At 25.3% G+C, this 11,583-nt stretch carries 13 protein-coding genes, 2 tRNA genes and 1 other RNA gene; 13 read left to right on the top strand and 3 right to left on the bottom strand.

Features of this window, described 5'->3' with window-relative positions; genetic code table 11:
- Window positions 1–262 precede the first annotated feature (262 nt).
- Together sigV and rsiV are read left to right on the top strand one after the other, a co-directional pair.
- Window positions 263–766 (top strand): RNA polymerase sigma factor SigV, encoded by a 504-nt coding sequence (gene sigV, locus HH195_RS00305; RefSeq protein ID WP_058993957.1) that lies wholly within the window; start codon window positions 263–265, stop codon window positions 764–766.
- A gap of 10 nt (window positions 767–776) precedes the next feature.
- Window positions 777–1,610 (top strand): anti-sigma-V factor RsiV, encoded by an 834-nt coding sequence (gene rsiV, locus HH195_RS00310; protein ID WP_196371175.1) that lies wholly within the window; start codon window positions 777–779, stop codon window positions 1,608–1,610.
- 29 nt (window positions 1,611–1,639) lie between these two features.
- Here rsiV and HH195_RS00315 read toward each other — a convergent pair whose 3' ends face one another.
- Window positions 1,640–2,149 carry a hypothetical protein gene (locus tag HH195_RS00315; protein WP_196371176.1) on the bottom strand — a complete coding sequence of 170 codons (510 nt, stop codon included), beginning with the start codon at window positions 2,147–2,149 and terminating at the stop codon, window positions 1,640–1,642.
- Between the two features lie 108 nt (window positions 2,150–2,257).
- On the opposite strand from HH195_RS00315, the gene HH195_RS00320 reads away from it, so the two are divergent.
- From HH195_RS00320 to HH195_RS00350, 7 genes are all read left to right on the top strand, one after another.
- Entirely contained in the window at window positions 2,258–3,394 is a 1,137-nt protein-coding gene (locus HH195_RS00320) for a Card1-like endonuclease domain-containing protein (RefSeq protein WP_196371177.1), read from the top strand.
- A 72-nt stretch (window positions 3,395–3,466) separates the two neighbouring features.
- Window positions 3,467–4,033: a TetR/AcrR family transcriptional regulator gene (locus HH195_RS00325; RefSeq protein ID WP_055260098.1), complete on the top strand. Its 567-nt coding sequence runs from the start codon at window positions 3,467–3,469 to the stop codon at window positions 4,031–4,033.
- Between the two features lie 95 nt (window positions 4,034–4,128).
- Window positions 4,129–4,203: transfer RNA gene (locus HH195_RS00330), tRNA-Arg, on the top strand.
- A 139-nt stretch (window positions 4,204–4,342) separates the two neighbouring features.
- Window positions 4,343–5,587, top strand: a complete 1,245-nt coding sequence (locus HH195_RS00335) for a hemolysin family protein (RefSeq protein WP_256437744.1) — start codon at window positions 4,343–4,345, stop codon at window positions 5,585–5,587.
- A gap of 20 nt (window positions 5,588–5,607) precedes the next feature.
- On the top strand, window positions 5,608–6,042 hold the full coding sequence (locus HH195_RS00340) for a nucleoside deaminase (RefSeq protein WP_082412358.1): 435 nt from the start codon (window positions 5,608–5,610) through the stop codon (window positions 6,040–6,042).
- Between the two features lie 48 nt (window positions 6,043–6,090).
- A complete protein-coding gene (locus HH195_RS00345) occupies window positions 6,091–6,552 on the top strand; it encodes a hypothetical protein (RefSeq protein WP_195926362.1) in 462 nt (153 codons plus the stop codon).
- Window positions 6,553–6,816: 264 nt separating this feature from the next.
- Entirely contained in the window at window positions 6,817–7,410 is a 594-nt protein-coding gene (locus HH195_RS00350) for a GTP-binding protein (RefSeq protein ID WP_058993965.1), read from the top strand.
- A gap of 90 nt (window positions 7,411–7,500) precedes the next feature.
- Here the strand turns inward: HH195_RS00350 and HH195_RS00355 are convergent, their stop codons facing one another.
- The gene (locus tag HH195_RS00355) at window positions 7,501–7,662 is read right to left on the bottom strand and encodes a hypothetical protein (RefSeq protein ID WP_156304291.1); all 162 of its coding nucleotides are present in this window, start codon (window positions 7,660–7,662) and stop codon (window positions 7,501–7,503) included.
- Window positions 7,663–7,945: 283 nt separating this feature from the next.
- Here HH195_RS00355 and HH195_RS00360 point away from each other — a divergent pair.
- The 4 genes from HH195_RS00360 (at window position 7,946) to wsfD (ending at window position 11,006) form a co-directional block, all read left to right on the top strand.
- Window positions 7,946–8,035: transfer RNA gene (locus HH195_RS00360), tRNA-Ser, on the top strand.
- A gap of 3 nt (window positions 8,036–8,038) precedes the next feature.
- Window positions 8,039–8,302, top strand: an RNA gene (gene ffs, locus HH195_RS00365) — signal recognition particle sRNA large type.
- 216 nt (window positions 8,303–8,518) lie between these two features.
- Complete coding sequence (locus tag HH195_RS00370; protein ID WP_235804593.1) at window positions 8,519–9,460, top strand: glycosyltransferase family 2 protein; 942 nt, start codon at window positions 8,519–8,521, stop codon at window positions 9,458–9,460.
- 22 nt (window positions 9,461–9,482) lie between these two features.
- Window positions 9,483–11,006, top strand: coding sequence for a glycan biosynthesis hexose transferase WsfD (gene wsfD / locus HH195_RS00375; protein ID WP_196371178.1), 1,524 nt, complete (start codon window positions 9,483–9,485; stop codon window positions 11,004–11,006).
- A 21-nt stretch (window positions 11,007–11,027) separates the two neighbouring features.
- Here the strand turns inward: wsfD and HH195_RS00380 are convergent, their stop codons facing one another.
- Window positions 11,028–11,513 carry a dihydrofolate reductase gene (locus tag HH195_RS00380; protein WP_055260093.1) on the bottom strand — a complete coding sequence of 162 codons (486 nt, stop codon included), beginning with the start codon at window positions 11,511–11,513 and terminating at the stop codon, window positions 11,028–11,030.
- Window positions 11,514–11,583 lie beyond the last annotated feature (70 nt).

Raw genomic sequence — 11,583 nt, forward strand, 5'->3', positions numbered from 1 at the left:
GAGCAATTATTAAATATATTGCTCTTATTTTTTTTATAAAAAATAAAAACTTTTTATAAGTTTTTAGCGTCTTATTAGTATAGTTAATATTTAAAGATTTCTTTAATTTACTAATATAAAAAATATAAAATTTTAAAACTTTTTATTATAATAAATCGTCTTATAAATGTAAGAATTAAATAGAGTAAAGGATACAAGATAAAATTGATTTTATATATGATAATTCAAAAGATTAATATGTGAGGGGGTATAGTTAGTAGTTATGAATGTTTTTAAATTTAAAGCTAAAAAGAAAAATTTAGAGAATGAGTTTAAAGCCTATATTATTGAAAATAAAGAAACTTTTTATAGGATTGCATATAGCTACGTTAAAAATGAAAATGATGCATTAGATATAGTTCAAGATGCTATATATAAAGGATTAAAATCTATTGATTCTATAGGTGAAATAGAAAATTTTAAAGGCTGGTTTTATAGAATACTTTTAAGATGTTCCATAGATTTTATAAGAGATAATAAAAAATATGTTTATGTTGATGATGATGTTTATTTTAACAATATTAGTTCAAATGATATATACAAGGATTTTGATTTAGAGGATGCATTGGATAAGCTTCCAGAAAAATATAAAACTGTGGTAATACTTAGATACTTTGAAGATATGAAAATTGAGGAAATTGCAGAAGTATTAGATGAAAATATTAATACCATAAAAACAAGATTATATTCTGCTATTAAGAAATTAAATATACAAATGCAATTTTAGGAGGTAAATTATGAAAAATATGAAAGAAAAATATGAAGATATAAGAATACCAAATAGATTAGATCAAGTAGTAAATGAAACTATAAGGAACTTTGAAAGAGAAAAAAAATTAAATAAAAATATGATGATAATGAAGAGATTAGGAATTGGAACCACAGCAGCTGCGATGGCGTTAACTTTAGGAATAAACACGAATCAAGTATTTGCAGAGAATTTAGAAAGTATACCAGTAGTAGGTGGAATAGTTAAGGTCATTAATTTTCAAAATTATACTGTAAATGATGGAAATAAAAATGCAGACATTAATGTACCTAATGTACAAGGGTTGAAAAACAATGATTTGCAACTTTCTATGAATAATCAATTTATTGAAGATGGAAAGGCACTTTATAATAAAATAATTGATAGCAATGGAAAAATAAGTATAAATTCGAACTTTAAGATTATAACTGACAATGATAAGTATCTTACTATAAAGGTAGAAACATCAGAGGTAGAAGCTTCAGGATATAATACAGTAAAATATTACACTATAGATAAAGAAAAGCAATGTGTATTAACATTAGAAGGATTGTTTGAAGGTACAAATTATGTGGATGTTATTTCTTCTAATATAAAAGAACAAATGAGAGAACAAATGAAAAATGATAAAAATAAATTATATTTTATAGATGATGAAAATATTGATAATAGTGATTTTGAAAAAATAGATAAAAATCAAAACTTTTATATAAACAATAATGGTGAAATAGTTATATCTTTTGATGAGTATGAAGTAGCTCCAGGATATATGGGGGTAGTAGAATTTACTATACCAAATAGTGTAATCAATAGTATAAAATAAGTAAATTTAAAAATACAAACTTGGGAATACTAAGTTTGTATTTTATTTATTTTTTCTTTAAAATCATTTGTCGTATTTGGAATAGTATCTTTATTTAATGTGTTTATTATTGAATAAGCTTTTTCTATATAAGATATTCCAGTTGCTTCGTTGTTAGCGCTACCGTTTAAATATAGTGTTACCCCATTTGTTAGAAAATTATATGCAAGTTTTTCTTGAGTTTCTATTATTTTAGTTTTAGTATAATAGTCTTTTATGTTCGAGGTATTTTTATTGTTTTTATCATAATTATTCCAAATATTTTTAAATTGTTTACCATATTCATAAGCTTCGCCCTGATTATAGATAAGGTCATTTTTGGAATTTATAGATATATTTTTTTGCATATTAGTTAAAGCATCAGTAGCTTGTATAATAGTTTCATTGGTATTTTGTAGGTATGAAAGAGTAGGATTTGACCTAAGTGCTATAAAAATACCAATTACAATAATAATTATTATTGCTATTAAAATACTTATAATAATATATAGTTTTTTCATTATTTATCCTCCTTTATAATTTATTTAATTATAACTTATTTATTAAATGAATATAAATAAATTGCAAGGGAAAAATAACATAAAAAAGAAAGTTAGGTATTTATTTTTATGGAATTTGAATTAATTATAAATCTTATAAGTTGCCATAATGATTCTTCAATTCTATTGACTCATCAATATAAGCCTAAAAGTGCTTTATTTTTATATAGAAATAAAGACTTAGATATTTTAAAATCTATAGAAGATTATTACACCAATTTACCATGTACTTTTTTAAAAGAAAATATAGATAATAAGAGCATTGATGAATTAGAAAATTTAATTTTAAAATATAAAAAAAACAATGCTTTATTTAATTTAACATCAGAAAATGTTTTAGATGTATTAATATTTTATACATTATCGTTAAAAAATAATATTTGTTGCAAATTTTTAGATATAAAAAATAAGCAAATAATTAATATGTCTTTGGATGATATAACTATAAAAAAAGAAAATATTTATGACCTAAATGTAGAAGAAATTATAAAAAGTATAGGAGGTTCTATTGCAATAGATTCTGAAAATTCGTTTAATGAAGAGATTATAAATAAAATGACATTTATAATTGCTAATAATTTAGAAACTTGGGAGAAATATAGAGTAAGACTTACTGATTCTAATTTATTTATTCATAATCCTTTTAATCCTGAAATGCTAGAGATAAATACGACTTGTTTAAACAATGATGAGATAATTCTAATAAATAAGTGTATACATTTTTTAGAGATAAATAATCAAATAATGTATACGAATAAAGGTGATTGTATAGAAATTAAATTTTTAAATCAATATATAAAAGGTTTTATTTTTAAAAGTGGTACTTGGTTTGAAATTTTTACAAAACTTATAATAAAAGAAATAAAAAATATTGATGACGTAAAGAGTGGTGTAGTATTTTTTTGGAGCAAAGAAAAGGAAAATGTTAAAAATGAATTGGATGTAGTTGCAGTTAAAGATTCTGTTTTAATATGCATATCTTGTAAAGATTCAAAAAAATATGATGAAGTTGCATTAAATGAATTAAATATATATGCTAATCAATTAGGTGGAGCAAATGTAAAAAAAATTTTAGTGGCGACCATGGAACCATCTAAAAGTATAGTTATTAATAGAGCAAAAGAAATGGGAATTAGTATTGTAGTATATAATGGTAATAGAAATAAATTTAAAAATGATTTACAAAATATAATATGTAAACAATAACTTTATATTGTTTAACAAAGGTAAATGATATATTATTAGAATATAAAAAGAATTTGGAGGATTAATTTAATTATGAGTAATACTAAAGATGCTATATTTTTTGCTGCTATAAAAGTATTTTCAACTAATGGATATGCTGGTGCAACTGTGGATGAAATAGCAGCTGTTGCGGGGGTTGCAAAAGGCACCTTGTATTATAACTTTAAAAATAAAGAGGATATATTTAAATTTGTAATACGAAGAGGAGTTGAGAGATGGGAAAATAATCTTAAGAAGGTTGTTGATTCAGATTTAAACTCTGTTGATAAATTAAAATGTATATGCTCAACTCAATTAAGACTTTTATCTGAGCGAAGAGATTTTTTTAGTATAATATTAAGTCAGCTTTGGGGAACTGAAAAAAGACAATTAGAATTGAGAGAGAGAGTTAATTCATATATTAATAGAATAAAGTTAATATTAGATGAAGCTCAAGAAAAAGGCGAAATAAAAGAAGGAAATACAAGTTTAATGGCTCATATTTTTTATGGTAGTTTAATGTCTACTGCAATACGTGAGCTTTTAGATAATGATGATGCACATATTGATGAAGTTATAGAAGAGTTTACAGATATATATTTAAATGGAATATTAATATGATTATTTAATATTAATGACTTTATTATTAAATATAATTTAATAATGTATTGACATAATATTCTAAAGGCTATAAAATTATAATTAATACATAGTAAGTCCTCATAGTTAAATGGATAGAACAATCCCCTCCTAAGGGATAGATGTAGGTTCGATTCCTACTGGGGATACCATGTAATAAAACTCCATATTTATATGGGGTTTTTTTTTACAAGTAAATAGTCAATTTCTAATGTTGCCTTTAATAAATTAGGTATTAGAAATATATATGATTAGATAAACTATAATAAAAAGAAATAGGGAGTGGTTTTCTTGGGAGAGTCTGATACGTTTCAGATTATAATACTTATAATAATGCTTATATTATCAGGTTTTTTTTCGGCTTCAGAAACAGCATTGCTGTCATTAAGTAAAATTAGAATTAGACACATGGTAGAGGAAGAAGTTAAGGGGGCTAAATTAGTTGAAAAGTTAATTGAGAATCCAGATAAATTTTTAGGTGCAGTACTTTTAGCTAACAATGTAGTTAACATAGGTTCAGCGTCCTTAGCAAGTGCTATAGCGGCAAGTTTTTTTGGTTCTAATGCAGTAGTTATATCAACTGTTATTATGACTATGTTAGTTCTTTTATTTGGAGAGATAATACCTAAAAATTTAGCACAACAAAACAGTGAAAAAATAGCTCTTAAAGTAGCAAAAACTATAACTATAATAGTGAAGGTATGTGGACCAATTATATGGGTTTGTAATAAGATATCGAATGCTTTTATAAAAATTTTAGGCGGAAGCGTTAATAAAACAGAACCTTTTATAACTGAAGAAGAGTTTAAAACTATGGTAGTTGTAGGAGAAGAGGAAGGTGTCTTAGAGGAAGAAGAAAAAGAATTAATTTACAATGTTTTTGAATTTGGGGATCTTCAAGTTAAAGATATAATGATTCAAAGATTAGACATTGTAGGATTAAATAAAGATTCTAACTATGAAGATATATTGGCTACACTAAGGGAAGATAAGTTTTCTAGATTTCCTGTTTTTGATAAAAATATTGATGATGTTGTTGGAATACTAAATGTTAAAGATTTGGTCTTGCTTGGTGATTCAGAAGAAGATTTTGATATTAATAAGTTTATAAGAGAACCTTTCTATACTTTTGAGTTTAAAAAAATAACTGAACTTCTAAATGAAATGAGAAAGACTAGAAATCATATAGCTGTTGTTTTAGATGAATATGGTGGAACAGCTGGAATTGTGACTATAGAAGACTTAATTGAGGAGTTAGTTGGAGAAATAGAAGATGAATATGATCATCATGAGAATGAAATTTGGAAGATAAAAGATAATGAATATCTTGCTGAAGGAAGTATAAAGCTTACTCATTTAAGTGAAGAAATAGGTATAGAAATTGAATCTGAGGAGTTTGATTCTTTAGGAGGATATATTATTGGGATATTAGGAAGAATACCTAAAACAAACGAAGAGATAGTTAATGAAAATATAAAGTTTATAGTAGAAGATATTAAAAAGAATAGGATAATAAAGGTTAGAATATATATCTAAAATTTAGGGGGAATAGTATTTTGATGGATTTAGCCTTAGAGGAAGCTAAAAAAGCAAAAAATTTAGGGGAAGTTCCTGTAGGGGCTGTTATAGTTAAAGATGGACAAGTGATAGCAACAGCTCATAACCTTAAAGAGAATTTAAAAAATCCATTAGCTCATGCTGAAATATTAGCAATAAATGAGGCGTGTAAAAAGCTTGATAACTGGAGACTTTCGGGTTGCGAATTATATGTTACCCTAGAACCATGTCCTATGTGTGCGGGTGCGATACTTCAAAGTAGAATATCTAGGGTCCATATAGGAACTTTAGATGATACAACTGGTGCTGGTGGCTCTATAATAAATATACTTCAAAATGCTAATCTTCCTTATTTTGTTGATTTAGTGTGGTATCATGATAAAAGATGTAGTGATATTTTAATTAATTTCTTTAAAAGTAAAAGATTAAAATAATCCTTTAAATCCCTCTTTTGTGATATAATTATAAAAGGGGGATAATTTATGGATAAAATTGAAATGATGGTAGGCTATGATATTAATTTTTATGAAAAAAAGTTTAATGATAATTCTCAAAAAGTAGCTACCTATTTGTATAATTTTTTAAAAAAAACCATAGGGAATAAGGTTTGTGGAATATCGATAGATGAAAATTTATTACAGGTGTGGTCATATTATTTTTTAAATATAATTGAAGAAAGACCTGAAGAAGCTAAAAAAATTTTAATGGAATTAGTCAATCAGTTTTCAAAATTGATGCAAGATGAAGAAAACATAATTATAAAGGGAAATAGTTATGAAAAATTAGTGTTAGATAATACATTTTGCAGAATTTGGTTTGGAACTAGTTTAAATCTGATGTTAATTTATCAATATGGAAAACATGGATATAAAAAAGCTTTTGAATGCATAAAAAAAGAGTTTTTATCTAATAAATCTGAGATAAAAACATTGGTAATAGCTTAAAATAAGAATAAAACTTAAACATATTAGAAACATAAATAATTTATTTTATAGATTTTAAAAATAGAAGTAAAATTTGTAGCCTTATTGTATTTAATAAGGCTTTTTTTGTGTAATAAAATTTAATTTAAAGAATATAAATTTACTATATAATATGTAATTTTAAGATATATCATGCTTGGGATAAAATATAAAATAATCTGTTTTTATTAAAAATTAGAGATATATGAGTGTAAATTTAAATTAATATTACATGGGGGAATCGGTGTGGCTAAGTGTACAGTTGATTTAATAACAGGTTTTTTAGATGCAGGGAAAAGTAGTTTAATAAAATCTATATTGAATAAAAAAAATTATAGAGAAGAAATTATTGTGATACAGTGTGAGAATGGAAAGGAAATTTTTGATTTAGGTTTCATAAATAAAAAACGGATAACAATTAAAGATTTTTCTATAAATTATGAAATGAATGTGGAGAGAATATTAAGATTATTAAGGTTTTATGATCCAGATAGAATAATTATAGAATGTAGTGTAGGTAAAGATATAAATAATTTATTAGAAGTGTTAAATAGCAGGGAACTAAAGCCTTATTTAAGAATAGGAAATATAACTAATGTAATTGATGTCACTACTTTAAATATATTACTTAAAAATATGTCTACGGCAATATTACCAAGTTTACAAGTAAGTAACCTTATAATACTTAATAAATGTAATAAGATAAGTGAAAAATTAGTTGATGAACATATTGTAACGATAGAAACTTTAAATTTACATGGACATATAATAGTGAATAGAAGTAAAAATGATATGGAAAATATATTAGATAATGGATTAGTTAATAGGTTGTTAGGATAAATAATAAAAGGAGGACTAGTTGCAAAAAATAATTGTATATAGTCCATCTTTTATTTTTAATTTTGTTGATAAAGTATATTAAAGAAGAGTTTAGCTTGAAAAACCATCTAAATGTGTTCTTATATAATCTTCTAGCTCTCTTTTTATCCAAGGGTTTTTACTAAGTAATTCTTTTTGACTACTTTTTATTCTTATCGAAAATACAGCACTTTTAGACTGTTTTTTTTTAGTTTTAGTTATAGAATTCTCCATAAAAATATCCCCTCTATGAAATTAAAAAGTTATTATACTATAATTATATAAAATATTTACATATTTTGTAAATATTTTATATAAAAATTAGTTTTGTAATATTTGAAAAAAATATATTATTTTTTACATTTTACTTATTAAATTAAATGTTTATATTGAACTATCAAAACTAATATGATAAAATGAAAAAGTAATTGATTTGAATTTTAGATGCAAATTTTTAATTAAAATTAATAATAAAATATTTAATTTAATGCAAAAATAAAAATATAATACGAAGTATGGAGAGATGTCTGAGTGGTCGAAGGAGCACGCCTGGAAAGCGTGTGTAGGGGCAACTCTACCGCGGGTTCGAATCCCGCTCTCTCCGCCAAGGTTGTGCTAGATGGGGAGTTAGCGGTGCCCTGTAACCTGCAATCCGCTACAGCAGGATTGAATTCCCTACCGAGGTCTTAATTTGTGGTGTCGACCTATGCAAGTGATGTTGAGAGTTAGGCCCCACGCGATGGAACCCTGTGAACCTCGTCAGGTCCGGAAGGAAGCAGCGATAAGCAGTCACTTTCATGTGCCGTGGATAAGTCTAATTTGAGTTAACTACATAGGTAACGGCCATAGATTATTGCCAGAGTAGGGTGCACAACTCAAATATTGATTTATTGAACAAACAATGATATTAATAAATAGTTCATTGGGAGTTATGCATAAAGAAACCAGGTAATTTAACATCGAGTTGGTGCTAACTACCTGGTTTTTGTTTTATAATTATTTTATATAATTGCAATTAAATATAATATTTTAGCTATATTTAAGATCATATAATTTTGTAGTTTTAAATCGCATTTATGAGGTGATATAAGTGGAAAAAAAGCTTTTAAGTATAATAGTTCCCATGTATTATGAGGAACTAGTAGCTTATGAATGTTATCATAGAATAAAAAATGTTGTTAATGGTATAGAGTCTATGGATCATGAAATAATTTTTGTTAATGATGGAAGTAAGGATAGAACATTAGCGATTTTAAAAAGTATAGCCAAAGGGGATAAATGTGTTAAGATAATAGATTTTTCGAGAAATTTTGGTCATCAAGCAGCTGTAACAGCAGGACTTTTTAATTGTAACGGTGATGCGATAGTAATAATAGATGCTGATTTGCAAGATCCACCAGAAATCATACCGGAGATGATAAGTAAATGGGAAGAAGGTCATCAAGTTATTTATGGAAAAAGAAAAATAAGGAGTGGTGAAAGTAAATTTAAGCTTCTTACAGCGAAATATTTTTATAGGGTGTTATCGTATATGGCTAGTATAGAGATACCTAAAGATACCGGAGATTTTAGGTTAATGGATAGAATCGTTGTTGAAGCGTTTAAGGAAATGCCAGAACAAAATAGATTTATAAGAGGAATGGTAAGTTGGATTGGATTTGATCAAGTGCCTTTAGAATATAATAGGGATGATAGATTTGCTGGAGAAACAAAATATCCATTGAGGAAGATGATAAAATTTGCAACTGATGGAATTGTAAGTTTTTCAACTAAACCGCTTAAGCTTACTGCTATATTTGGTATTGGTACAATAGGTATATCAATACTACTTATAATTTATACAATAATAACAAAGATTATGAGCGATACTAGTATGGGATGGGCATCAACTATGTGTGTCATACTTTTCTTTAGTGGGGTTCAACTATTATCTTTAGGTGTTATTGGCGAGTATATAGCAAGAATTTACGATGAAAGTAAAAATAGGCCTTTATATTTAGTTAAAGAAAAAATAAATTTTGATAATAAGTAGTATATAATTTTGGGGAAAGGTTATGAATATGGATGAGAATAAGAAATATAAGAGGGTTATACTAGTATTATTTTGTTTAGTTGCAATTGGCATAACTTATTATGTGCTGTTTACGTACCCCTATCCAGGGGTAGCTGACCAAGGTGATTTTCAAAGAGTAATGGACGTTTGTAGACTAACTAGAACACATTATGATAATTACATATTAAATCATATAGGATACTATAAGTATACAACATCAGATTATTTAATAATGCCGTATACATTATATAATATAGGACTTACAATCATATCTACTAGTATGGGGTATTTTATAACATTTATTAATTTAATTTGTCAGTTATTTGGAAGTGATATATTTAAATCTAACTACCTAGCTATTTTATATGCTGTTATATATATCGTTTCTATGGTAATAATATTAAAAAACTTTAATATAAAGAGTAAATTTAAATTTACAGTCCTTGCTATATTAGGATTATTTGTATTTTTAGATGGTAATTATTTAGTGTTTTTTAATTCACTTTATGGTGAACCTATGATGATAACAACTTTAATGTTATTAATAGCATCATATTTACATTACATATATAAAAAGCATGTTATGAAAAATGATAAACATGTTTTTATAAACATAATTTTTGTATATATAAGTGCATGGTTATTTATAGGTTCTAAAATGCAGGTATTATCTGCACTTCCTGTTATAATGTTTATTTTAGGAAAAATCATATGGAATAATAGGAAGATAGTTGGTAAGAAAAAATTTATAGTTTTAATAATAGCATTCATTCTTATAGTGGCTTATCCTATAGGAATAAATCTTAGACACGTAGACATAGGTGATGATACTCATTATAATTCCGTGTTTACAGGGGTTTTAGAGAATGCTAGTAGTAAAGAGCAAAAAGAGCAAGCATTAATAGATTTAGGTTTAAATCCGAAAATGGAAGTGAATTCTGGAACGAATTCATATCAAGCTATAGATGATTATAAGGATGGATTTATACCTCACACAGAGTATATGGATGAAGTTTTTTATAGTAAAATGAGCAATTCAAAGCTTGCAATATATTATTTAACACATTTTTCAAGTTTAATGAAGGGTATGGAATATACAGCGACAATGGCTTTGAATACATCAAATAATTTAGGAAAATACAGTTATTCTTATAGTAAGGAACCTATAGGAAAATTTAATAGATTTACTTATTGGTCAGATTTGAAAACTTATTTACCTAAAAATTTATTGTTTATAGTTGGTTCATTTGCATTAATTTTTATAATATCTGTTTTTGAATATATTAAAAATAAAAAAAGTTACTATATAAAAAATAAAATACAATTTTTATGGTATTTAATGCTTATAGCTATTTTGCAATTCCCAATGCCTTTTGTTGGAAATGGAAGATGTGATACATCAAAACAATTATATTTATTTAATTTTATATTCGATATTTTGATAGTTATAGCTATCTATTGGATTGTAAGTAAAATATTTAATTTGATATTCTTAAAGAAAAAGACAAAGATGAGTAAGGATTAATTTCCTTACTCATCTTTAAAGTTATTTTAAAGAGAAATCTTTAAAAATAAAATGGATATTATTTTCTAAAAAGACTTCACTTTCAAAGTCTTTTTTAAACAATGAATAATCTACTTTAGGAAAGTGCGCATCACCTTTGAAATCTTTAAGTATTTTTGTTAAATATATTTTAGATGTGTAATTTAAAAATATTCTATAAATTTCTTCTCCACCTATTATGAAAATTTCATTTTTACAATCTTTATATTTACTAATAATTTCATCTAAATTATTAGTAAATATAACATTTTCTTGATTCTTAAATTTATTGGGATTTTTTGTTAAAACTATATGAAACCTATTTGGTAGAGGATTTTTTAGGGATTCAAAGGTTTTTCTTCCCATAATAATTGTTTTGCCAGTAGTAAGTGATTTAAATCTTTGTAAGTCTGTTGGAAGATTCCAAATTAAAGAGTTGTTATTTCCAATAACATAATTTTTGCTATGGGCAACTATTATAGAAAACATAGTATATCTCCTTAAATTTAATTTTGTTTATTTAATTTTATCATATATAATTAATTTTAGAATTTAGATT

The organism is Candidatus Sarcina troglodytae (assembly GCF_015708635.1).
In the GTDB taxonomy this organism is placed as follows: domain Bacteria; phylum Bacillota; class Clostridia; order Clostridiales; family Clostridiaceae; genus Sarcina; species Sarcina ventriculi.

What these genes read in the sequence shown, in the direction of transcription:
- HH195_RS00315 (WP_196371176.1), bottom strand. Translation starts at nt 2,149, where the DNA reads ATGAAAAAACTATATATTATTATAAGTATTTTAATAGCAATAATAATT.
- rsiV (WP_196371175.1), top strand. Translation starts at nt 777, where the DNA reads ATGAAAAATATGAAAGAAAAATATGAAGATATAAGAATACCAAATAGA.
- wsfD (WP_196371178.1), top strand. Translation starts at nt 9,483, where the DNA reads ATGAATATGGATGAGAATAAGAAATATAAGAGGGTTATACTAGTATTA.
- HH195_RS00380 (WP_055260093.1), bottom strand. Translation starts at nt 11,513, where the DNA reads ATGTTTTCTATAATAGTTGCCCATAGCAAAAATTATGTTATTGGAAAT.
- sigV (WP_058993957.1), top strand. Translation starts at nt 263, where the DNA reads ATGAATGTTTTTAAATTTAAAGCTAAAAAGAAAAATTTAGAGAATGAG.
- HH195_RS00355 (WP_156304291.1), bottom strand. Translation starts at nt 7,662, where the DNA reads ATGGAGAATTCTATAACTAAAACTAAAAAAAAACAGTCTAAAAGTGCT.
- HH195_RS00325 (WP_055260098.1), top strand. Translation starts at nt 3,467, where the DNA reads ATGAGTAATACTAAAGATGCTATATTTTTTGCTGCTATAAAAGTATTT.
- HH195_RS00320 (WP_196371177.1), top strand. Translation starts at nt 2,258, where the DNA reads ATGGAATTTGAATTAATTATAAATCTTATAAGTTGCCATAATGATTCT.
- HH195_RS00345 (WP_195926362.1), top strand. Translation starts at nt 6,091, where the DNA reads ATGGATAAAATTGAAATGATGGTAGGCTATGATATTAATTTTTATGAA.